Origin of the sequence: Dentiradicibacter hellwigii, from assembly GCF_041770905.1 — a bacterium.
In the GTDB taxonomy this organism is placed as follows: Bacteria; Pseudomonadota; Gammaproteobacteria; order Burkholderiales; family Rhodocyclaceae; genus Propionivibrio; species Propionivibrio hellwigii.
Genome location: NZ_JBEUWX010000002.1, coordinates 1,235,423 through 1,258,187, shown reverse-complemented (window position 1 = coordinate 1,258,187; position 22,765 = coordinate 1,235,423). Strand labels below are relative to the sequence as shown.

Genomic DNA, 22,765 nt, shown 5'->3' with positions numbered 1-22,765 from the left:
ATTCCGGACGCCGTAGCGTCCGGATAGTCTGTGTGCCGGCCATGATATGACCGGATGATGCCGTCCCGGAAACCCCCAAGGGACGCGGGCTCCAGGCCCATGCTTTAGGCCGATAGCGCGTCCTGGTTGCCGAGCGCTGTCGTGTTTATGCCGCCGTCGACATAGAGAATCTCGCCGGTGATTGCGCTGGACAGGTCGGAGAGCAGGAAAGCCGCGGCGTTGCCGACTTCCTCAATGGTGACATTGCGGCGCAGCGGTGCATGCTGCGCGTTGTAGCTCAATAGCTTGCCGAAATTGCCGATCCCGGAAGCGGCCAGTGTTTTGATCGGGCCGGCCGAAATCGCATTGGCCCGGATGCCTTGCGGGCCGAGGCAGAAGGCCAGATAACGCGTTGCCGCCTCGAGGCTGGCTTTGGCCAGACCCATCGTGTTGTAGTTCGGCATCGTGCGCTCGGCGCCCAAATAGGTCATCGCCAGTAGCGACGGGTGGTTGCCCTTGAGCAGCATGGGGCGCGCCGCCTTGGCCAGCGCCGGATAGCTGTAAGACGAGACATCGTGCGCGATGCGGAAGGCTTCGCGCGACAATCCGTCGAGAAAATCGCCTTCGATGGCCTCTCCCGGCGCATAGGCGACCGAATGCACGAGACCATCCAGCCCGTCCCAATGTTTGCCCAGTTCGGCGAACAGCCCGTCAATCTGGGCGTCTTCGGCAACGTCGCAGGGAAAAACCAGCGTGCTGTCAAATTCGGCGGCAAATTTGGTGAGGCGATCCTGAAAGCGTTCGTTCTGATAGGTGAAGGCCAGGCGCGCGCCTTCCCGATGGCACGCCTTGGCAATGCCGTAGGCGATCGAATGCTTGGAGAGAAGGCCGCAGATCAGAATGCGTTTGTCAGCAAGAAATCCCATAAATGCTCCCGTACAGTGTGAGTGGCAACAGATACCGCCAATGCGGCGAATACACCGAATGTGCCGGACGAAACAAAAAAACGGCCAACGGCGCACGCACGGCCAGATCGGCGGCGGATTGTTGTTATGCCTTTCCGGACGTTTTTCAGCAGGGAAATTATAAAAGATTTCGCGACCCGTCCCGATACTGCCTGCGCTGGCGCGTTTTTGCCGGCGCGGTGCAATGCGTGAGAACGCGGGTCGGGTTAAACTCCGCCCATGTCCTGCTTTTCGTTGCCCGCCGATTTCACCGTACTTGCCGACCCTATGCGGCGCTTGTTGCGCGCGCTGCCGTGCAGCATCCGCTGTGCCGCGCATCTGCTCGCCGGGGCGGTTTTGCTGGCAATCACCGGCTGCGGCAATGAATGGAACGATCCGTACCCTGCCGTCGAGCGCGGCCGCAACATCTTCTACACGGCATTTATCGAGCGGCCGAAACACCTCGATCCGGCGCAATCCTATACCGAGGATGAAAGCGTTTTTACCGGGCAAATTTATGAGCCGCCGCTGCAATACCATTATCTGAAACGGCCATATGAGCTGATCCCGGCAACCGCCGAAGCCGTGCCCGAAGTGCGTTATCTCGACGCCTCGGGCGAACCGCTGCCACCCGATGCGCCGGCGGCACGCATCGCTTTCAGCGAATACGAAATCCGCATCAAGCCAGGCATCCTTTACCAGCCGCACCCGGCTTTTGCCGTCGATGCTGCGGGTGTGCCGGTTTATGCCAATCTTGATGCGGCACGCCTAAGATCGATCCGCACGCTGGCCGACTTGACACACACCGGAACGCGCGAGCTGATCGCCGACGATTACATCTACCAGATCAAACGGTTGGCGCATCCGCGTCTGAACTCGCCGGTTTTCGGGCTGATGGCCGGCCACATCGTCGGCCTGAAAGAACTGGGGGCGGCGTTGCAGACAGCACAGTCCGCGCAGCCCGCGCGTCCCGACACCTGGCTTGACCTCGACCGTTTTCCCCTCAGCGGCGTCACGCGCATCGACCGCTATACTTACCGGGTGCGTCTGATCGGCAAATACCCGCAGTTTCTCTACTGGCTGGCGATGCCGTTTTTTGCGCCCATCCCGCGCGAGGCCGACCGCTTCTACAGCCAGCCTGGCATGGCTGAGAAAAACCTGACACTCGACTGGTATCCCGTCGGTACTGGCCCCTTCATGCTGACTGAAAATAACCCGAACAGCCGCATGGTTCTGTCGCGCAATCCGAATTTTCATGGCGAAACGTATCCGTGTGAGGGCGAGGAGGGCAAAGGGAAGGGCAAGGGCGGGCAGGACGACCGAGCCGCCGGCCTGCTGGCCGACTGTGGTAAGGTGCTGCCGCTGGTCGACCAGGCTGTCTTTTCGCGCGAAAAGGAAAGCATCCCGTACTGGAACAAGTTCCTGCAAGGCTATTACGACGCTTCTGGCATTTCGTCCGATAGCTTCGACCAGGCCGTGCGGCTTAACGTCGGCGGCGACGTGCAGCTCTCCGATGAAATGCGCGAACGCGGCATCCGCCTGCTGACCAGCGTGCGCGCCGCAATCTTCTATATGGGATTCAACATGCACGACCCCGTCGTGGGCGGAAAGGACGGCGTCGGCGAGATGCGCGCGCGCAAACTGCGTCAGGCGCTGTCGATTGCCATTGACCAGGAAGAGTTCATCTCGATCTTCCTTAACGGGCGCGGCATCGCCGCCATGAATCCGCTGCCGCCGGGCATTTTCGGCCATGAAAGCGGCGAAGCCGGCATCAATCCCGTGGTCTATGACTGGGAGAGGGCGCATTCCCATGCTGCGGAAGATGGGGATGGCGGCCGTGCGCGGCGTAAACCCATCGCCGCGGCGAAGGCGCTGCTGGCCGAAGCCGGCTGGCCGAACGGGCGCGATGCCAACACCGGCGAGCCGCTGGTGCTCAACCTCGACACCACGGGCACCGGCATGGGCGATAAATCACAGCTCGACTGGCTGCGTCGGCAATTTGCCAAGATCGGCATCCAGCTTGTCGTCCGTTCAACCGATTTCAACCGGTTTCAGGAAAAGCTGCGCAAAGGTGCGGTGCAGATTTTCTTTTTCGGCTGGAATGCCGATTACCCCGATCCGGAAAATTTCTTTTTCCTCTTTTCGAGCAAGGAAGGCATGCTCGCGCACGGCGGAGAAAATAAGGCCAATTACGTCAATGCCGAATTTGATCGCCTGTTCGAGACCATGAAAAACATGGACAATACGTCGCAGCGGCAGGCCATCATCCGGCGCATGAACCGCATCCTTCAGGAAGATGCGCCGTGGATCTTCGGCTTCCATCCCAAGAGCTACACGCTTAGCCATAGCTGGCTGTACAACCGCAAGCCGAACGATGTTGCCAACAATGGCCTCAAGTATCAGCGCATCGACGCAGCCGCGCGCGAACGCCTGCGCCAAGCATGGAATCCGCCTGTCGTCTGGCCGCTGGCGTTGGTCGCCATCGCCGCCGTCGCGACCCTGATCGCCGCGGTGCTCGCCTGGCGCCGCCGCGAACGGCGCAGCGCATTGAGGCGGTGATGGGCGGCGGCATGGATTTGCAGCCGGCCAAGGCGCAACGTAACATCCCGTCCTGGCCGTACCGTCTAGCGCGCGTGCATGTCGCCAAAGCGGGTTGCCGGAGCCATGACACGATGGCCGAGACGTACCGCCTGATTCTGCGCTTATTTCTGCGCCCGTTGCGCCTGAACGCGCGGTATCCACGTTTTTTCACCTTTTGCTGACTTTGCGAGCTGCCATGAGCTACAAAATCTTTGTCGATGGACAGGAAGGCACCACCGGCCTACAGATCAACGAATACCTCGCGCAGCGCGACGATGTCGAGGTGCTGCGCATCGACGCGGACAAACGCAAGGACCCGGCCGAGCGCAAGCGGTTGATCAACGCCTCCGACATCACCTTCCTCTGCCTGCCCGACGATGCGGCGCGGGAAGCGGTGGCGCTGGCCGACAATCCGGCCACCTGCATCATCGACGCCTCAACGGCGCATCGCGTCCATCCGGGCTGGGTCTACGGCCTGCCGGAACTCGAGCGCCAGCAGCGCGAGCGGATTCGCACCAGCAAGCGCATTGCCAATCCCGGTTGCCATGCCACCGCCTTCATTTTGGCGCTCAGGCCGCTGGTTGCAAGCGGCCTGCTGCCGGCCGGAACGCAGGTTGCGGCGCATTCGATCACCGGCTATTCGGGCGGCGGCAAAAAGATGATCGAGTCCTACCGTAATGCGCAGCGCATCGACGCGCCGCGCCCCTATGCGCTGGCCCTGACGCACAAGCACCTGCCCGAAATGCGCGCCCATACTGGGCTGGACATCGCGCCGATCTTCGTGCCGATCGTCGGCCCTTTTTACAAGGGGCTGGCCGTTACTGCCTATCTGCATCCCGGCCAGTTCGCCCGCAAGGCTACACCGGCGGAGGTGCAGAAAATCCTCGCTGACTATTACGCCGGCGAAGCCTTCATCCGCGTCCATCCCTGCGATCTGGAAGCGGCGACGGACGGCGGCTTCTTCAACGTCGAGGCCAGCAACGACAGCAATCGCGTCGACCTCTTTGTATTTGGCAATGAGGAGCGCATGCTCGTCGTCAGCCGGCTCGACAACCTGGGCAAGGGCGCATCCGGCGCCGCCGTCCAGTCGATGAATATCCATCTTGGCATCGACGAGACGAAAGGGCTGGTTTGAATGCGAATCGCGCCATCGCGCGGCAAGCCGTGGTGCGATTGACCTGAAACGCCGCCATGCTCGCCTATCTCATCCGCCGTCTGCTCTACGCCATTCCGATCCTGATTGGCGTCAATCTCATCACCTTTGCGCTCTTTTTCATCGTCAATACGCCGGATGACATGGCGCGCATGCAGCTGGGCGTCAAGCGGGTCATGCCGGAGGCGATCGAGAAATGGAAGGCCGAGCATGGTTACGACAAGCCGCTTTTCTTCAACGCCCAGGCCGGGGGCAGCGGCAAACTGAGCGACACCATTTTTTTCACCAAGTCGGCGCGCCTGTTCGTCGGCGACTTCGGGCGCGCCGAGGATGGCCGCGACATTGCCGGCGAAATCGCCGCGCGCATGGGGCCGTCATTGGCCGTTGCCGCACCGACCTTTGTTCTGGGGCTGGTCGTCACCGTCTGTCTGGCGCTGTTGCTCGCCTTCTTCCGCGCCACGCCGTTCGATTTCTGGGGCGTTGTGCTGTGTGTGGCGATGATGTCGGTTTCCGGCTTGTTCTACATCGTCGGCGGCCAGTATCTCATCAGCAAGCTGTGGCGGCTGGCGCCGATTTCCGGCTACGCGCCGGGCATCGATGCGTGGAAGTTTCTCATCCTGCCGGTCGTCATCGGCGTGATCTCCGGCATCGGCGCCTCGACGCGCTGGTACAGGACGATTTTCCTCGAAGAGATCGGCAAGGATTATGTGCGCACGGCGCGCGCCAAAGGTTTGTCGGAGCGGCTCGTCATGTTCCGGCATGTGTTAAGAAACGCGCTTATTCCGATTCTGACCGGGGTGGTTGTGGTCATTCCGCAGCTGTTCATGGGGTCGCTACTGATCGAATCCTTTTTCGGCATTCCCGGTCTGGGCAGCTACACCATCGATGCCATCAACGCGCAGGATTTCTCCGTCGTTCGCGCCATGGTCTTCATCGGTTCGGTGTTGTACATCGTCGGCCTAATGCTGACCGATATCGCCTATACGCTGGTCGATCCACGCATCCGTTTTGAATGAACGCAGGAGGATAAGGCCATGTCTTTTTCGACGGAAGAACGCAATGCCCTACTGGCGCTGAAAGGCGTTGGCCCTACCGTTCTTGCCCGCCTGGAAGCGATGGGGATCGAATCGCTGGCGCAGCTCTCCACTGCCGATGTGGAAAGCATCGTGGCGCACGCCGCCCGTTTGACCGGATCGACCTGCTGGAAGAACAGCCCGCAGGCGCGCGCCGCCATTCAGGCCGCCATCGACCTGGTGCGTTCGGCCTCGGCGGAAGCGGCGCAAAGGACCGGCGCACCGTGCCCATCGGATGAGACAGCCGCGTGATGCCTGACTTTGCATCCTTCCAGCCCGTTCTGCTTTGGTCCGACGTGCTCGTCTGGTTGCTCGTCGGCGTCAGCGCGCTGGGCGCCGGGCAGGCGCGGCGTAATGCGCTCTCGCGTGCGGCGTGGGCGCGTGTCGGGCGCAGCCGGCCGGGCATGACGGCGGTGACCGTGCTCACCGTGTTCGTCCTGATCGGCCTGATCGATTCGCTGCATTACCGGCCGCGCCTGCCCGGCGATCATGCCGATGCGCCGCCGGTTTACGCCGTCGAGGTGCGCTCCCTGCTCGATGCGCTGGCTTCGCCGCTGCGCGAACGTCACGAGAAAACCTATTCCGCGCCCCTGGCGACACGCGCCTATGCCAAGGAATCGCTGGAAATGCGCGGTGAGGATGGCCGCGTGCACACGGTGCGCGAATTCCCACGCCTGCGCTATGGCGGCGCGCATCTGGGGGATGCGGAGAACCGGCGCAATGCCGATGTCCGGCGGCGTATGCTGGCCGCAGCCGCGCTTGCGGCAGGGCTGACCGGCCTGCTGGCTCTGGGCGTTGCGTTTTTTCTGGCGCGGCGGCAGGGCAAGCCGCTGGGCGCTGTTTGGCGCGCGCTCTGGCGCGGTGAAACGGCTTTTGCCTGGAACGCCGTACTGATGAGCCTGGGCGTTTTGTTGCTGATCGGTCTGCCGGTGCTGGCGCTGTGCGTCGATTATCACGTTTTCGGCACCGACAAGGTCGGGCAGGATGTCTTCTACCAAGTGCTCAAGAGCGTGCGCACGGCGCTGGTCATCGGGCTGGTGACGACGCTGGTGACGATTCCCGTCGGCGTTGCGTTCGGCACGCTTGCCGGCTATTTCCGCGGCTGGGTCGATGATTTCGTGCAGTATGTCTATACGACGCTTTCGTCGATTCCCGGGGTGTTGCTGATTGCGGCGGCCGTACTGATGATGCAGGTGCTGATCGACACGCATCCGCAATGGTTCGCTACCGCCGCCGAGCGCGCTGATCTGCGCCTGCTGGCGCTCTGCTTCATTCTCGGGCTGACGAGCTGGACGAGTCTGGCGCGGCTGCTGCGCGGCGAAACGCTCAAGCTGCGCGAACAGGAATACGTGCAGGCGGCGCAGGCGTTCGGCGTAACCGACGGGCGCATCCTCCTGCGCCATATCCTGCCCAACCTGATGCATATCGTCATCATCACGCTGGTGATGGATTTTTCCGGGCTGGTGCTGGCCGAGGCGGTGCTGTCCTACGTCGGCATCGGCGTCGATCCGGCGACGATCAGCTTCGGCATGATGATCAACAACGCGCGCATGGAGCTGGCGCGCGAACCGATGGTGTGGTGGTCGCTGGCCGCCGCGTTTACCGCCATGTTTGCGCTGGTGCTGTCCGCCAATCTGCTGGCCGACGCCGTGCGTGACGCCTTTGACCCCCGGCTGGGATAACCCGCGCTGGACGCGATTACTGACCGAGGCGAAGCGAATGACCGAAAGTGCGGAAGTCATAAAAATGAGTGTAACGATGACACGCTGGATCCAGATTGAACCGTCCGTAGCGCGTGCCCTGCACAAAAAGCGGGCCGCCGGGCGCGGCCCCCTGGCGGCGCTGGCTGGCGCCGGCGCCAGACTGCCCGCCTGGGCGCCAGCGTGCGTCCGCCAATGGACGCCGGCTGTGTCCGGCTTTACCCGCCGGATGCGCGGCGATCGTGCGGCCCGTTGATCATGGCGCATCCGGATCGAATCGTTCTCAGCGTGCGCGATTTGCGCGTCGGTTTCGTCGGCGAGGCGGGAGCGCCGAATGGCGCGCGGCGCATACGCCCCGTCGTCGACGGCATCTCCTTCGAAGTCTCGGCGGGCGAAACGCTGGCGCTGCTCGGCGAATCGGGCTGCGGCAAGTCGGTCACGGCGCTTTCCCTGCTGCGCCTGCTGCCGCCGAATGCCCGCCTGCTCGGCGGCGAGGTTCATTTCGCCGGGCGTGAGTTGCTGGGCTTGCCGGAAGCGGACATGCGCGCCGTGCGCGGCGGCGGCATTGCCATGATTTTCCAGGAACCGGCGACCAGCCTCAATCCGGTGCTGACGATCGGCCGGCAAATCGGCGAGGCGCTGGAAAAACACGCCGGATTGCGCGGCAGCGCAGTGCGCGCCCGCGCGCTCGAATTGCTCGATGCGGTCGGTATTGCCGACGCGGCGCGGCGGCTCTCCGAATATCCGTTCCAGCTATCCGGCGGGATGAAGCAGCGGGTGATGATCGCCATTGCGCTCGCCGGTTCGCCGCGCCTGCTCATTGCCGACGAACCGACGACGGCGCTCGATGTGACGATCCAGGCGCAGATTCTCGACCTGCTGTGCCAGATCCAGCGTGAGCGCGGCATGGGCATACTGCTGATTACCCACGATCTGGGCGTTGCCGCACGCATGGCGCAGCGCATCGGCGTCATGCGCGCGGGCGTGCTGATCGAAACTGCCGCGCATGAAAGTTTTTTCAGCCGGCCACGCCATCCCTATACACAGCGCCTCTTCGCCGCGCTGCCCGACGCCTCGTGGCGACGCGGGCGCGATGAACGCCGGGGGTGCGGCGAAAACGAAGAAAACACCACGCGAAACACCGCGTGCATAGGATGCCCGGAAGCCTGCGTCCCACGGGCATTTCAGGGCACCCCCTCTGGAAAGCCCGTGGATACTGGGCTAGCGGGCCATGCCACGGTCGATGCCGCCAGGGATGCGACGGCGGATGGAGTGGCGGACCTTGTGGCCGACCTTGCGGCCGATGTTGCTGCGGATGGCGCGGCGCGGACGGATGGCCTGGCCGCTGCCGATGCGGTGGCTCGCGCCGGACTGCCCGTGCCCGACGCCGCCCCCAATGTCGCGCCAGACGCTGCGCCTGATCTGGCGCCAGACCCGCCGCCGCTGCTCGCCGTGACCGATCTGCGCGTGCATTTCCCCATCCGGCGCGGCCTCCTGCGGCGCGTTGTGGGGCATGTCAAAGCGGTCGACGGCGTTTCGCTGACCTTGCGGCGCGGGCGCACGCTGGCGCTGGTTGGTGAGTCGGGCAGCGGCAAGACGACGGCCGGCAAGGCGATCCTGCAACTGCTGCGGCCTGGCGGCAACGTCCGGGTGGAAGGCAGCGTCCGGCTGGACGGCCGGGAGCTGGTCGGTCAGTCGCGCGCGGCCTTGCGCCCGGCGCGGCGGCGTATGCAGATGGTGTTTCAGGACCCGTTTGCCTCGCTCAACCCGCGCCTGCCGGTCGGTGAAATCATCGCCGAGGGCATGCGGGCGCTCGGCGTCGGTAGCGAAGGAAGCGGCGCCGCGCAGTCGGCCGAACGTGCCGCCGCCGTTGCCGCGCTGCTGGCGCAGGTGGGTCTGCCAGAAGATGCGGCCTGGCGCTATCCGCACGAATTTTCCGGCGGTCAGCGCCAGCGCATCGCCATCGCCCGCGCCCTGGCCGTGCAGCCGGATCTGATCATTTGCGATGAGCCGACTTCCGCCCTTGATGTGCTGGTGCAGTCACAGATTCTCGATCTGCTCAGATCCTTGCAGGAAAGGCTGGGGCTGACCTATCTGTTCATCACGCACAACCTTGCCGTCGTCGATGCGCTGGCGCACGAGGTGGCGGTGATGTACTGCGGCCGCATCGTCGAACAGGGGCCGGTCGATGCGGTACTGCGCAGGCCGCAGCAGCCGTATACGCAGCGGCTGCTCGCCGCCGTGCTGGAGGTGCCAAAGCCGTTGCCTGCACCTACGGCCGCGTGCGCGGACGCGCGCAAACAGGAAGCGGCGGGCGAGAGATAAAGGGCGGGCGGGGAGGCCGGTACGGGTACAATAGACGCCCGTGAATCGCGGCTTGAATAGCGGCCTGAATCGCAGCTTGGGCAATCCGGCCGGACGCAGGCGCCGTTCAAGGCGCGGTGGTGCGGCAGCGCCCAGCGTAGGAGTGGCAGGAATGGCAGAAATGCGCCGCAGAGGATGTTGCCGAGGTCGTTTTGCAAAGCTTGTGAAGATTGTCCAAGATTGTCCGGATAGCCGTCTATCGTCTTTCAATCCACTTTCATCGTGAGATGCCATGTCAATCAAATATCAGATCGTTCCCGTGACGCCGCTTGAGCAGAACTGCACCATTCTCTGGTGCGAAGAAACCCGCAAGGCGGCCATCGTCGATCCGGGCGGCGAAGTTCCGCGCATCGTCGCGGCCATTGAGCAGCTGGGCGTGACGCCGGAAAAAATCCTGCTGACGCACGGGCATATCGACCATGCCGGCGGCGCGGCGGAGCTGGCTGAACGGCTCGGCGTGCCGATCGAAGGGCCGCAACGCGAGGACGCTTTTCTGCTTGACGGGCTGCCGGCGCAGGCGCGCGCCTACGGTTTTAGCGGCGTGCGGGCGGTGACGCCGGATCGCTGGCTGGAGGACGGCGACACCGTGACGGTGGGCAACGCCACGCTGAAGGTGTTTCACTGCCCCGGCCATACGCCCGGCCATGTCGTCTTTTTCGATGAGCCGGGCCGCATACTGCTTTCCGGCGATGTGCTCTTTCAGGGGTCGATCGGGCGAACGGATTTTCCGCGCGGCGATTTCGACACCTTGATCGCGTCCATTCACCTCAAGCTCTGGCCGCTGGGCAACGATGTCGCCTTCATTTCCGGCCACGGGCCGATGTCGACGATTGGTCATGAGCGACGCTACAACCCGTTCTGCGCCGGCTGAATCCGAAGCCGGCGCGCCCAAGCCCGTGTCCGTTCGAGCGTCCATTCCCGCGTCGATTGCAGCGTCCATTGCCGCGCCCATGACGGACGCCCCCTATCGGACTTACCAGCTGGCGATCCACATCGACGCGCCGGTGCGCGTTGCCGTCGGCCGGCTGGGCACGTTCGATTTTCCGGCCGGCGATTACGTGTATACCGGCAGCGCAAGGCGCAATCTGGAGGCGCGCATCGCCCGCCATCTTGCGCGGGCGAAGAAATTTCACTGGCACATTGATTATCTGCTCGCCGCGCCGGGCGTGGCGATCTGCAAGGTGCATCGCCTGTCGGCGCCGGAGTGTGTGGTCAACCGGCAGCAGGCGGGTGAGATCGTCGTGCCGGGGTTTGGCGCGAGCGATTGCCGGGCGGGCTGCGGCAGCCATCTCAAGCGTCTGCCGGACGGCGGCACGGCGCATCATCGCCTCCGCCGTGATCGGTCTGGGCGCGCGGGCGAACAAGGCACCGCGCCGGCCTACTGGCGCGAGGCCTGTCAGGCGCTGTCCGCCGCCGATCCGGTCATGGCGGCGATTATCCGCCAGCACCCGATCGATTCGCTGATCTCGCGCGGCGATCCTTTCGGCACGCTGGCGCGTTCCATCGTCGGCCAGCAGATTTCGACCAAGGCCGCCGACAGCGTTTGGCGGCGCTTTGCCGCCGCGCTGCCTGCGGTAACGCCGGCGGCGGTGCTGGCAGCGGAAGCCGAGGTGCTGCGCGCCTGCGGGCTGTCCGCGCGCAAGCAGGAATATCTGACCGATCTGGCGCGCCATTTCAGCGAAGGCAGCATTCATGCGCATGACTGGCAGGCGATGACGGACGCCGACATCATCGCCGAGCTGACTTCGGTGCGCGGCATTGGCGTCTGGACGGCGGAAATGTTCCTGATCTTCAACCAGATGCGTCCGGACGTCTTTCCGCTGGACGACATCGGCCTGCAAAAAGCGGCTGCCCAGCATTACGGCGGCGGCGAACGGCTCACGCGCAAACAGCTGACCTGCCTGAGCGAACGCTGGCGGCCGTGGCGCTCGGTGGCGACCTGGTATCTCTGGCGCAGCCTCGACCCGCTGCCGGTCGATTATTGAAGCGCGCGTTTGCGTTGCAGGCAGCGGCCGGGGGCGACAGCGAAATGGGGAAGACGGGCGAGGACAGCGTGACGAGCACAACGGCGAAGGCCGCTCCGGCCGCGCTTGTCGACGCGGCGCTGCGCCGCTTTTTCGCCGAGCATCCGCCGGTAGCGCGGCGCATTTGCGTTGCTCGTATTTGTGTTGCCCGAATTTGCGTTGCTTTTTCCGGCGGCATCGATTCGGTTGTCCTGCTGCATGCGCTGCACCGTTACCGGCAGGCGGCCGCGGCGGGCGGCCAAGCGCCCAGATTCGCCGTGGGGCAGGCGTGGACATCCGGTATTCCGGCGAATGAATCAGATGAGGCGAACCCTGCCGGCCAGACGGCAGCGTTTGCGCTCTCGGCACTGCATGTGCATCACGGCCTCAGCCCGCATGCCGATGCGTGGGCGGATTTCTGCGCGGCCTTCTGCCGCAGTCTGGCAGTTCCGCTCAATATCGTCCGCGTCGAAGTGCAGCGCAACAGCGGCGAAGGCCTGGAAGCGGCGGCGCGGCGCGGCCGTTATCGCGCATTCGCCTCGGTTGATGCCGACTGGCTGGCGCTGGCGCACCACCGCGACGACCAGGCCGAAACGGCGCTGCTCAATCTGCTGCGCGGGGCGGGGGTTTCCGGCGCGGCCGGCATGCCGGCGCTTCGTGCGCTGCAAATCACTGGCGGCGGGCCGGAAAAAGGCGATCGCAGGGCGCGATCAATCGAGCTGATCCGGCCGCTGCTGGCCGTGCCGCGCGCCGCGATCGAAGGCTATGCGGCCGAATACGGCTTGCATTGGGTCGATGATGAAAGCAACGACAGCCGGCGTTTCCGCCGCAACTTCCTGCGCCACGAAATTTTGCCGGCGCTGGAAAAACCGTTCCCCGGCGCGCGTCAGGCGCTGGCGCGGGCGGCCGGGCATTTTGCCGAAGCGGCCGATCTGCTCGCCCAGCTGGCGCGGATCGACGCCGATGCGGCGCGCCTGCCGTCAGGGCGCGTGGGGCTGGCGGCATTCAACCGCCTGCCGCCGGCGCGCGCGCGCAATCTGCTGCGCCACCTGTGGGCAGAGGCCGGCTTCCGCCTGCCGGAGGCGCGCTGGCTGGAGGAAGCCTGCCAGCAACTGGCGGACTGCGCCCCCGGCGCAGAAACCTGCGTGACGACCGCGGAGGGTGAATTGCGCGTTTATCGCGGCGAACTGTATTGCCTGCCGCGCTGCGCGTTTGCCGCGCCGCAAGCGGCCATCTGGTGCGGCGAGGCGGAAGTGGCGTGGGGGTCGGGGCGCGTGCGTTTCGTGCCCGCCGTCGGTAGCGGCATCGCCTGCCGTTGGCTGGAAGGCATGCGGGCGGAAGGACGGAAAGAGTGGGGAACGCTGCGGGTGCGGCAGGGCGGCGAACGCTTCCGGCCGCACATCAATCGCCCGCGCCGCGCCGTGCGCAATCTGCTTCAGGAAGCCGGCGTGCCGCCGTGGGAACGGATGCGGATGCCCCTGTTGTGGATCGACGGACAGCTTGCCTGGGTGGGCGGACTGGGCGTCGAGGCCGGCTTTGCCTGCGCCCCCGGCGAACAGGGCGTGCTGCCGGTCTGGCAGCCCGTGCAAGCTTTGCAGCCCTGAAGCCCGCGTAAACAGGGTATCTCCGAGAAGGTATAGCGGCTTCCTTTGCCAAAATACTTCTTTGGCTCGCCTTGCCGTACTGCTCGTACTGTCAGCGGCTCGCCGCCTTGTCTTTTGGCAAAGTTAAGCCGCTATAGATTGTCGGTTTTTAAAAAGGGCTGCCCGCAACTCCGTATGGATAGGGCGTTTCCGGGCAGGCACCTCTGAAACGCCCTATTTATAAGGGTTTCAGGGCATACCCCTCGGAGATGCCCTAAATACGCGGGCTAGCGGGCAGGTGCCCGGAAGAACAAAAAACAGGGATTAAAAGGATTGTTTAACTGTAGGCGCTGGCTCCGCCCACGAGGCTTCTTTTGACGCCGTTGCGCTGAGCGGCAGCGCGCCCCGCTGACTTTCTTTGCCTCGCCAAAGAAAGTCAGCAAAGAAAGGCGACCCCCAGGCGCAGAAAGCTCCTTGCCGCGGGTTTGCTTGGCGGCGGGCTTGATTAACTCGCTGCGCTCAGACAATCAAGCCCTTGCTTCCGCCAAGCCGCCCCGCGCCTGCGGCTGCGCCTAAGGGGGTTTGGGCGCTTCGTCGTTATTGAATAGGCGAAAGAATATGCCCGGAAACCCGCGTGGATAGGGCGTTTTCGGGCAGGCACCTCTGAAACCCTTATAAATAAAGGGCTTCAGGCCACCTCTTTTTGGAGATACACCTGCGCTTCCGTCCCCCGCGTTTTTCCAATTCTCCCCCTGTTGGGAAGATGCCCCAAACCCGCGTGGATAAAGGACTTCAGGGCAGGGTGCCCGGAGATGCCCTAAATACACGGGCTAGCGGGTAGGTGCCCTGAGACACTTTAAATATAGGAATTGCCAAGGTCTGCGCGCTGACCTTCCACACATGGAACTCCTCTTGATGCCGTTGCGCTGGACGGCAGCGCGCCCCGCTGACTTTCCTACCTTCTTTCTTTATCTCGCCAAAGAAAGTCAGCAAAGAAAGGCGACCTCAGGCGCAGAAGACTCCTTGCCGCGGGTTGCTTGGCGGCGGGCTTGATTAACTCGCTGCGCTCAAACAATCAAGCCCTTGCTTCCGCCAAGCCGCCCCGCGTCCCTGAAATAGCGGCTTCCTTTGCCAAAATACTTCGTTGGCTCGCCTTGCCGTACTACTCGTACTGTCAGCGACTCGCCGCCTTGTCTTTTGGCAAAGTCGAGCCGCTATGAGGCTTTCGGGGCACACTTCTGAACCCCGCGTGGATAGGGTATCTCCGGGCAGGCGCCTCTGAAACGCCCTATTTATAAGGGTTTCAGAGCACTTCTCTCGGAGAAGCCCTAAATACGCGGGCAGCATTTCCGGGCGCTTTCTTGGAAACGCCTTATCCACATGGGCGCCGGTGGAGGGGCTGCGCGGCGGCAAGTTGACGGCTTGTCGGGCGGCGGGCAAAGGTTCACAATGCTGCGCCCATGAAACCCATTTATGTCGATGCGCGCGGCATCACGCTGCCAAGGGGATGCGTGAAAACCGTGAGGACGGCGGGTGCGGCGGGGGAATCTTCCGGCGGTTTGTGCGGCGCCCATGCAGATGCGGGCGATGCCGCGGAGTTGCCCGTCCGGCGCGGGCTTCCGGCAGACTGCGTGTGTGCGGGCGAGCAGTGCGGCGATGGCGGTGTGCGGATATTCATGGCCGCGGCGCAGGCGGCCCGGGAGCCGGCATCATGAGCGGCGAACGCGTTAAATCATCCGAAACTGCCGCGGGCGCAAGTGATGGCGCAAGCGGCGCCTCGTTGTCACGGCGGGTCATTCTGGCGACGCAGCTCGTTTTCAATATCGGTTTTTATGCCGTCGTGCCGTTTCTTGCCGTGCACATGGCCGACGATCTGGCGCTGTCGAGCCAGCTGATCGGCGTGGTGCTGGGGGTGCGCACTTTTTGCCAGCAGGGATTATTTTTTATCGGTGGTCTGCTGGCCGAACGCCTCGGCAGCCGCTGGCTGCTGCTGGCGGGGTGTGCGGTGCGCTTCTGCGGCTATGCGGCGTTCGCGTTTTCCGCTTCTTTTAGCGAGATGCTGCTCGGCGCGTGCCTCACCGGGGCGGGCGGCGCGATGTTCTCGCCCTGTCTGGAAGCGCTGGCTGCCGAGGCGGAGCGGCAAACGCCGGCGGCGCTGCGCCAGCATGGCATCTTTGCGCTTTTTGCCGTCTGCGGCGAAGTCGGCGCGGTGGCTGGCCCCTTGCTCGGCAGTGCCTTGAGCGGCTTTGGTTTTCGTGTCATGGCGCTGGCCTGCGCCATGCTTTTCCTGATCATGATGGGGGTTCTCTACCGTTCCATTCCGACGCATATGGCGCTGCCGGAGCGTCCGGTGGGCTGGCGCGGGGTCATGGGCAACGCGCCGTTCCTGCGCTTTATCCTTTGCTACAGCGCCTATCTGTTCAGCTATAACCAAATGTATTTTGGCCTGCCGCTTGAACTGGAGCGGGTCGGCGGCGGTGCGCGCGAAATGGCTGGGTTGTTCATGCTGGCCTCGGTCATGGTCATCGTCATGCAGATGCCGCTGGCCGGCTGGTGCCGCAGGCAGCCGCCTAGATTGCCGCTCGTCGCCGGTTTTTCGTTGTTTGCCGCGGCGTTTGCGTGCGTTGCCTTGGCGGCGCTGTCGCCGTTATTTAATCCCGCAGATGCAGGCTGGCTGCGCTTTGCGCCCATCACGGCGATGGTGATTCTGCTCACCCTGGGGCAGATGCTCGCCGTGCCGACGGCGATGTCGCTGGTTCCCGGTTATGCGGGGCAGGGCGCATTGCCGGCGTATTACGGCGCGCTGGCTTCGGCCGGCGGCTGCGCCGTGCTGCTCGGCAATGTCCTGCTTGGGCGGATGTTCGATCTGGCGGGGGCTTCAGGCGCGGGGATCAAGCTGGCCGTGGCAGCGGGCGGCGGGGATATCGGGCATGCCGGTCGCTATGCGCTGGCCTGGGGCGTGGCGGCGCTGTGGCCGGCGCTGGCCGCCGCCGGTTTTGCCGGCCGTTTCTGGAAGCCGCCCGCCGTTTGATGTCTGCCGTTTGCCGCCTCGACAAATCGCTGCCGGGTAATCCGGCGCCGCCGGCGATGCACAAGGCTTCTATTGGGGCTTGCCTTCATCGGCGCTGGGGCGTGCCGTACATCGTCCGCGGGTTTGGCTGATAACGCCTGAAAAAAACCGATAGTTGTCTCATTTATTTTCAGTTATTTTCCCTCTGCGTCCCTCCTGCTAGAAATGGCTTGCCCTGAGAATTATTTTTATATATGCTGCACCCAGCCTTGGCCCCGAAAGGGAAACGCGCCGTCTTCCGTCTTATCTGAGGGATTGGCGGCATGCGCAAGGGAATCCAGGCGCGAAATCACGCAATGATGTACTGCAAATCACAGGTGCATCGACTATTCGGCGCGGTCGTCGCGTAAAAGGAACTGCCCCCGTAACTGTAGACGAGGAGTCGGCTCGACAGAAGCCACTGGTGCTTTACGCATCCGGGAAGGCAAGAGTCCGGCGATGAATCGTGAGTCAGGAAACCTGCCAAGGCTGGGCCGGTGTTGTTGGTGTGGTTTTTGCCGGTTCATTGCTGGTCGAGTGTTCGGGAAGGAACGCTCTCGTGAATTCTCAGTCGCCCATGCCGCTGGCTATCAGGTCAATGGGGCGGGGCGCGCGGATTCGCGTTCAGGTTTCTTTCCAACACAAGAAAATTTCAATCATGGAGAGAAATCATGCGTTTTCAACGAATCATTCCCGCGCTGGCGCTGGCTGCCCTGAGTTTTTCCGCTCACGCCACGACCTACCCCCTGAAACTCGAAAACTGCGGTCAAACCCTGACCTTCGACAAGGCGCCCGCCTCAGTCGTGACCATCGGTCAGGCCGGAACGGAAATGCTTTACGCGCTGGGGCTGGGCGACAAGGTGGTCGGCACCTCGCTCTGGTTCCACGACATCCTGCCGCAGTTCAAGGAAATCAACAGCAAGGTGCCGCGTCTGGCCGACAATGCGCCGAGCTATGAATCGATCATCGGCAAGCGCCCGAATCTCGTTGTTTCGCAGTTTGAATGGATGGTCGGCAAGGAAGGCGTGGTTGGTACGCGCGAACAGTTCCACAAGCTCGGCATCATGACCTACGCGATGCCTTCCGATTGCGAAGGCAAGGACAACCTGACCGGCGCTGACGGCAAGCGCATAAAAGCCTACAACGTTGAAGCGCTGTACAAGAGCATCAAGCAACTGGCCGAAATCTTCAATGTCGAGGCCAAGGGTGACGCCCTGATCAAGGAAATTCGTGCGCGTGCGGCCAAGGCGGAAGAAAAGGTGCGCGCCGCCAAGATCAAGGATCTGTCCGCCGCGATGTGGTTCTCCAGTGCTGATATGGAATCCGACCCCTATATGGCCGGCCGCTCCGGCGTCGCTGGCTACATGATGAAAGCGCTCGGCATGCGCAACGTGGTGACTTCCGATGAAGAATGGCCGACCGTGGGTTGGGAAACCATCGCCAAGGCCAACCCCACCGTGTTGATCATCTGCCGCATGGATCGCCGCCGCTTCCCCGCCGACGATTACCAGAAGAAGCTTGAGTTCCTCAAGAAAGACCCGGTGACCAAGCAGATGGACGCCGTCAAGAACAACCGTATCGTCATCGTCGATGCCGATGCGACGCAAGGCTCGATCCGCATGGCTGACGGTCTGGAACAGATGGCCGAAGGCGCGCTCAAGGTCAAGGGCGCCAAGAAGTAAGCGCAGTCAGTAAGCACAGTCTTGTGCGATAAAAATGCCGGATGGGGGCGCTGCCTGCAGCGTGCCCGTCCGGCGCATTCAGGAAGTTCATGAATAGCTTTAATAAAAGATTTCGCCAGCAACTGTGGTTCAAGTTGCTGGTCGCCGTTCTCTCGCTGGTGGCAATCGTTGTCGCCGTCATTTTTGGGGTTGCCATCGGCGAGACGCCGATCGCCCCTAAAATGGTTTATCACGTGTTGAGCAACCATCTGTTTGGCGCGGAATTTCCGGTCGAGCCGCTCGATGACGGCATCGTCTGGAATTACCGGCTGACGCGCGCCCTGGTGTCGGCCTGCTGCGGCGCTGGGCTGGCCGTGTCCGGCGTCATTCTGCAATCGCTGCTGCGCAACGCGCTGGCCGAACCTTATCTGCTGGGCATTTCCGCCGGCGCCTCTACAGGCGCGGTGCTGGTGACCATTGTCGGCGTCGGCGGTGGCGCCATTTCAATGACCGTCGGGGCGTTCTTCGGTGCCGTCTTCGCCTTTGCACTGGTGGCGCTGCTGGCGCATGCGGCCGGTGGCGACGGGCTGCGCAACGGCGGACAGATCGTGCTGGCGGGGATCGCCGGCTCGCAGCTATTCAACGCGCTGACTTCGCTGATCATTACCAAATCCGGCAGCGCCGAGCAGGCGCGCGGCATCATGTTCTGGCTGCTCGGCAGCCTGGGCGGCGCGCGCTGGTCGGACGTGTCGGTCGCCTTTCCGACCATCATTGTGGGCGGGGCTATCTGCCTGGTGCTGGCGCGGGCGCTGGACGCTTTCATTTTTGGCACCGAGTCGGCCGCCTCGCTGGGGATTCCCGTGCGGCGCGTGCAGATCACCCTGCTGCTGGTGGCAGCGATGATGACTTCGGTGATGGTTTCCATGGTCGGCGCCATCGGTTTTGTCGGGCTGGTCATTCCGCATACGGCGCGCATGATTGTCGGCGTGCGCCATCAGGTGCTTATTCCGGCCAGTATGGTGCTGGGGGCGATTTTCCTGATCGCGTCCGATGTGGCCTCACGCATTCTCATCATGGGCCAGGTGCTGCCGATCGGCGTCATTACCGCCCTGGTTGGCGCGCCGGTATTTGCGGTGATTCTCCTGAAAAGAAGCGGGCGGCGGTCATGACGAAGGAGCAAGTGAAATCTTCCGAAGCGCTGAGTGCACGGCAGGTCGTGCTGGAAGCGCGCAATGTCAGCTGGAGCGTGCGCAGCGCAACGCTGGTGCAGGACGTGAGCCTGTGCTTGCGCGCCGGGGAAATGCTGGGGCTGATCGGCCCCAACGGTTCGGGCAAATCCAGCTTCCTGCGTCTGCTGGCCGGCGTCAATGCGCCGAGCGCGGGCGAGGTCTTTCTCGAAGGTCAGCCGATGCATGCCATTCCCCGGCGCATGGTCGCGCGCCGGCTGGCGCTGGTTTCGCAAATGGCCGACACGGTCGATGCGATCACGGTGCAGGATGCCGTCGAGCTGGGGCGCACTCCCTGGCTGAGCGCCCTGCAAACCTGGTCGCAGCGTGATGATGAGATTGTCTCCAAGGCGCTGGCGCTGGTCGGCATGGAGGAAAAGCGCGAGCAGTACTGGAGCACCCTGTCGGGCGGTGAGCGCCAGCGCACGCACATTGCCCGCTCGTTGGCGCAGCAGCCGAGCATCCTGTTGCTTGACGAACCGACCAACCACCTCGACATCCACCACCAGCTGTCGCTGATGCATTTGATCCGCAGCCTGTCGGAAAGCATGTCCATCGCCGTGGCCATTCACGATCTCAATCATGCGCTGATGTGTGACCGGCTGGCTGTCATGTACAAGGGGCGTCTGGTGCGCATCGATGTGCCGGAGAAAGTGCTGGAGCCTGAATTGGTGCGGGAAGTGTTCGAGGTCGATGTCAGCGAGCTGACCGACCCGGCGGATCAGGCGCGCGTGTTGCGTTTCATGCCCTTATAAAGCGGCGTTCAGGGCGTTATACGTGCAGAGTGTTTTGTTTTATCTGAAGACAAGGAGAGCGTAATGAAATTATGGAAACCGGTAAGCCTGCTGATGGCGCTTGTTATTTCGGCCCTGCCGTCAATGCCGGCGTGGGCGGAAACCTATGAGGTGAAGCTGCTCAACCGTAACGAAACGGGGCCGTATCCTTTTGAACCCGAGTTTCTGAAAATCAAGCCGGGCGACAAGGTCACCTTCAAACTTGTGACGACGGGGCATGCGCCCGCATCTATCGAAGCCATGATGCCGGCGGGCGCCAAGCCGTTTAGAACCAAGATCAACCAGGGGATTACCGTCGAGTTTACCGAAAAGGGGCTGTACGGCATCAAGTGCATTCCGCATTTCTCGATGGGCAGCGTCATGATCCTGCAAGTGGGCGATGAGGCGAGCCTAGACGATCTGAAGATCAGTTCGGACGTGCCGCCGATCTCGCAAAAACGCTTCAAGGACATCATCGCGCGCGCAAAAGCGGCGGGGGCGAAGTAACTATTTGATCCGTTCCTTTGCGGAACATCAAAACACATACCACGCTGGGGAGTGAAAATCATGCAGTTCAAACACCATCATCTGGCCCGCCTGGGCGCGGCGTGCGGCTTACTGCTGTGCTGCGCGCCGCTGGCCGGTGCGCAGGAAAAAGCCACCGCGCCTGCCGGGGAAACGTCCGGCTCATCGTCGGGCTCATTTTTCTCGCCGGTCATCGACGATGCGCACTGGAATATCCTGACGCGCACCGTGTATTACCGCCGCGATTACCTGAACGGCGCCAAGAGCAACGGCGGCCGCAACGCCTATCTGCCGCGCGCCCGGCGCAGCGATTACGCCGAGGAATGGGGCCTGGGCGTGATGGGCAACCTGGAGACGGGCTACACGCGCGGGCCGGTCGGCTTTGGCGTTGATGCCTTCCTGTACGGCGGGCTGAACCTGATGGGCGACGATTACCGGGTCGGCAAGATTCGCATGTTGCCGGTCGATAAAAACGGCTATGCCCAGGACAACCTGCTCCGCGGCGGCGTCGCGCTCAAGGCGAAGATCTCGAAAACCATGCTCCGCTTTGGCGAGCAGCGCATCAAAACGCCGATCTTCAGTTCATCGGATTCGCGTCTGCTGCCGGAATCGATGCGCGGCCTCTACCTCAACAGCAAGGAGTTCAGCACGCTGACCTTCCATGCCGGGCACTTCACCGGTTCGACGGACCGCAACTCGCGCAATACCAACCACGCTCTGACCGTCAACTATCTGAACCCGGCCTTCCGGCGCGGCGATCACTTTGACCTGGCCGGGCTGACCTGGACGGGCGTGCCGGGGCTGTCGCTCAGCGCCTTTGCCGGCCGCTTGGCCGATACCTGGGTGACCGGTTATCTCGGCGCGTTCTACAGCATGACGCTGGCCGACAAGTCGAAACTCTCTTTCGATTCGCACCTCTACGTCAGCCGAGATACGGGCAAGGCCTACGCCGGCGATATCCGCAATACCACCGGCAGCATTCTGGCGTCCTACCAGACGGGCGTGCATAAGGTCGGCCTGGGTTACCAGAAGGTGGCCAGCGATACGCCTTTCGATTACGTTACGCGTGGCGCCCTTTGGCTGGGTAATTCCTCGCAGCTTACCGACTTCAACGCGCCGCACGAACAGTCCTGGCAACTGCGCTACGAGCTGGACGGCAAGGCCTTCAGCCTGCCGGGGTCGAGCCTGGGCGTGGCGTATATACGCGGCTCGGACATCGACGGCACGCGTATGCCGCGGAACAGCGGCTATCGCTGGCTGGGTTACGGCAAGGACGGCAAACACTGGGAACGCGACCTCTGGTTCCGCTACACCGTGCAATCGGGAGCGGCCAAGGGGCTGGCGATGCTGGTGCGTTACAACGTCCATCGCGCCAACGACGCGCAGGCCGAGCTGGATACCAACGAGATTCGCCTGGCGGTCGAGTACCCGTTCGGTAAATAAGCCGGAACGGGCGGCAGCCCGCCGCGCGGCCCCTCAGCGCCAGCCCGCGTAAAATGGGCTTCTCCCGGCGGTCAGGCCGGAGACCTGCGTGGAATAAGGGCTTCCGGGGTGCCTGCCGGCAAACGCCCGATTGGCGCGGGTTCCAGCGCTACCTGGCTGGAAACGCCCAAAAGACGCGGGCTTGCGGCCGGCCGCTGCAACGGGTGACCGCCGACGTTCAGCCACTGCCGCCCGCTGCTGCGCTTTGTCCCGGCAGATTCGCACCGGTATTTGTATCGGCAGACGCCGGCGGTGACGGAGCGCCGGCCGGAGACCTGCGTGGAGGGAACCGCGTGGAATATCGTTGATTTGAATAGATAAAAAAGCGTGATAAGGAAAAGCGTCACAAGGCGCGCCGCCGCAGACAGTACAAGGCGTGCGGCAAGGCGGCGCAACACCGTGACGATTTTTTAGATATTTGACGCTAAGGGCTGCCGGGGTGCCTGCCCGCAAACGCCCGATTGGCGCGGGTTCCAGCGCTGCCTGGCCGGAAATGCCCAAAGGACGCGGGCTTGCGGCCAGTCGCTGTGGCCAGTCGATGCCGGCGTTCAGCGCCCGGTATCGACTGGAAGCATTGATCAATCTGATATGGAAGCCGGTATGAAGCCGTAAAACCGTTGCCGGCCCGCCCTCGTATCTATCTGTGCCCGGAAATACGCCGTTCCGGGGC

General features: G+C 63.2%; 19 protein-coding genes and 1 riboswitch. Of the genes, 18 read left to right on the top strand and 1 reads right to left on the bottom strand.

Features of this window, described 5'->3' with window-relative positions; all coding sequences use genetic code 11:
- Positions 1-104: 104 nt before the first annotated feature.
- Entirely contained in the window at positions 105-905 is an 801-nt protein-coding gene (gene fabI, locus ABCS64_RS08050; RefSeq protein WP_418891342.1) for an enoyl-ACP reductase FabI, read from the bottom strand.
- A gap of 306 nt (positions 906-1,211) precedes the next feature.
- Between fabI and ABCS64_RS08045 the strand changes: the two genes are divergently transcribed.
- The 18 genes from ABCS64_RS08045 to ABCS64_RS07960 all read left to right on the top strand — a co-directional run bounded on the left by ABCS64_RS08045 (position 1,212) and on the right by ABCS64_RS07960 (position 22,056).
- Positions 1,212-3,482: an ABC transporter substrate-binding protein gene (locus tag ABCS64_RS08045; protein ID WP_418891917.1), complete on the top strand. Its 2,271-nt coding sequence runs from the start codon at positions 1,212-1,214 to the stop codon at positions 3,480-3,482.
- Between the two features lie 11 nt (positions 3,483-3,493).
- Complete coding sequence (locus ABCS64_RS08040) at positions 3,494-3,685, top strand: hypothetical protein (protein WP_418891341.1); 192 nt, start codon at positions 3,494-3,496, stop codon at positions 3,683-3,685.
- A gap of 14 nt (positions 3,686-3,699) precedes the next feature.
- The gene (gene argC, locus ABCS64_RS08035; RefSeq protein WP_418891340.1) at positions 3,700-4,638 is read left to right on the top strand and encodes an N-acetyl-gamma-glutamyl-phosphate reductase; all 939 of its coding nucleotides are present in this window, start codon (positions 3,700-3,702) and stop codon (positions 4,636-4,638) included.
- Between the two features lie 56 nt (positions 4,639-4,694).
- Entirely contained in the window at positions 4,695-5,672 is a 978-nt protein-coding gene (locus tag ABCS64_RS08030) for an ABC transporter permease (protein ID WP_418891339.1), read from the top strand.
- Positions 5,673-5,690: 18 nt separating this feature from the next.
- On the top strand, positions 5,691-5,981 hold the full coding sequence (locus tag ABCS64_RS08025) for a hypothetical protein (RefSeq protein ID WP_418891338.1): 291 nt from the start codon (positions 5,691-5,693) through the stop codon (positions 5,979-5,981).
- A complete protein-coding gene (locus ABCS64_RS08020) occupies positions 5,981-7,411 on the top strand; it encodes an ABC transporter permease (RefSeq protein ID WP_418891337.1) in 1,431 nt (476 codons plus the stop codon). The genes ABCS64_RS08025 and ABCS64_RS08020 overlap by 1 nt, the downstream gene beginning before the upstream one ends.
- A gap of 37 nt (positions 7,412-7,448) precedes the next feature.
- Positions 7,449-7,685, top strand: a complete 237-nt coding sequence (locus ABCS64_RS08015; RefSeq protein ID WP_418891336.1) for a hypothetical protein — start codon at positions 7,449-7,451, stop codon at positions 7,683-7,685.
- A 2-nt stretch (positions 7,686-7,687) separates the two neighbouring features.
- Positions 7,688-9,754: an ABC transporter ATP-binding protein gene (locus ABCS64_RS08010; RefSeq protein WP_418891335.1), complete on the top strand. Its 2,067-nt coding sequence runs from the start codon at positions 7,688-7,690 to the stop codon at positions 9,752-9,754.
- Between the two features lie 271 nt (positions 9,755-10,025).
- On the top strand, positions 10,026-10,664 hold the full coding sequence (locus ABCS64_RS08005; RefSeq protein WP_418891334.1) for an MBL fold metallo-hydrolase: 639 nt from the start codon (positions 10,026-10,028) through the stop codon (positions 10,662-10,664).
- The gene (locus ABCS64_RS08000; RefSeq protein WP_418891333.1) at positions 10,630-11,778 is read left to right on the top strand and encodes a DUF123 domain-containing protein; all 1,149 of its coding nucleotides are present in this window, start codon (positions 10,630-10,632) and stop codon (positions 11,776-11,778) included. The genes ABCS64_RS08005 and ABCS64_RS08000 overlap by 35 nt, the downstream gene beginning before the upstream one ends.
- A gap of 44 nt (positions 11,779-11,822) precedes the next feature.
- The gene (gene tilS / locus ABCS64_RS07995) at positions 11,823-13,400 is read left to right on the top strand and encodes a tRNA lysidine(34) synthetase TilS (protein WP_418891332.1); all 1,578 of its coding nucleotides are present in this window, start codon (positions 11,823-11,825) and stop codon (positions 13,398-13,400) included.
- 1,439 nt (positions 13,401-14,839) lie between these two features.
- Positions 14,840-15,094: a hypothetical protein gene (locus tag ABCS64_RS07990; RefSeq protein WP_418891331.1), complete on the top strand. Its 255-nt coding sequence runs from the start codon at positions 14,840-14,842 to the stop codon at positions 15,092-15,094.
- Positions 15,091-16,410 (top strand): MFS transporter, encoded by a 1,320-nt coding sequence (locus ABCS64_RS07985; RefSeq protein WP_418891330.1) that lies wholly within the window; start codon positions 15,091-15,093, stop codon positions 16,408-16,410. The genes ABCS64_RS07990 and ABCS64_RS07985 overlap by 4 nt, the downstream gene beginning before the upstream one ends.
- Positions 16,411-16,642: 232 nt before the next feature.
- A riboswitch (cobalamin riboswitch) is annotated at positions 16,643-16,930 on the top strand.
- A 169-nt stretch (positions 16,931-17,099) separates the two neighbouring features.
- Positions 17,100-18,110: an ABC transporter substrate-binding protein gene (locus ABCS64_RS07980; RefSeq protein ID WP_418891329.1), complete on the top strand. Its 1,011-nt coding sequence runs from the start codon at positions 17,100-17,102 to the stop codon at positions 18,108-18,110.
- Between the two features lie 89 nt (positions 18,111-18,199).
- Positions 18,200-19,258: a FecCD family ABC transporter permease gene (locus tag ABCS64_RS07975; RefSeq protein WP_418891328.1), complete on the top strand. Its 1,059-nt coding sequence runs from the start codon at positions 18,200-18,202 to the stop codon at positions 19,256-19,258.
- Positions 19,255-20,070, top strand: a complete 816-nt coding sequence (locus ABCS64_RS07970) for an ABC transporter ATP-binding protein (RefSeq protein WP_418891327.1) — start codon at positions 19,255-19,257, stop codon at positions 20,068-20,070. Before ABCS64_RS07975 ends, ABCS64_RS07970 begins: the two co-directional genes overlap by 4 nt.
- A 63-nt stretch (positions 20,071-20,133) precedes the next feature.
- The gene (locus ABCS64_RS07965) at positions 20,134-20,595 is read left to right on the top strand and encodes a plastocyanin/azurin family copper-binding protein (RefSeq protein WP_418891326.1); all 462 of its coding nucleotides are present in this window, start codon (positions 20,134-20,136) and stop codon (positions 20,593-20,595) included.
- 60 nt (positions 20,596-20,655) lie between these two features.
- Entirely contained in the window at positions 20,656-22,056 is a 1,401-nt protein-coding gene (locus ABCS64_RS07960) for an OprD family outer membrane porin (RefSeq protein ID WP_418891325.1), read from the top strand.
- Positions 22,057-22,765 lie beyond the last annotated feature (709 nt).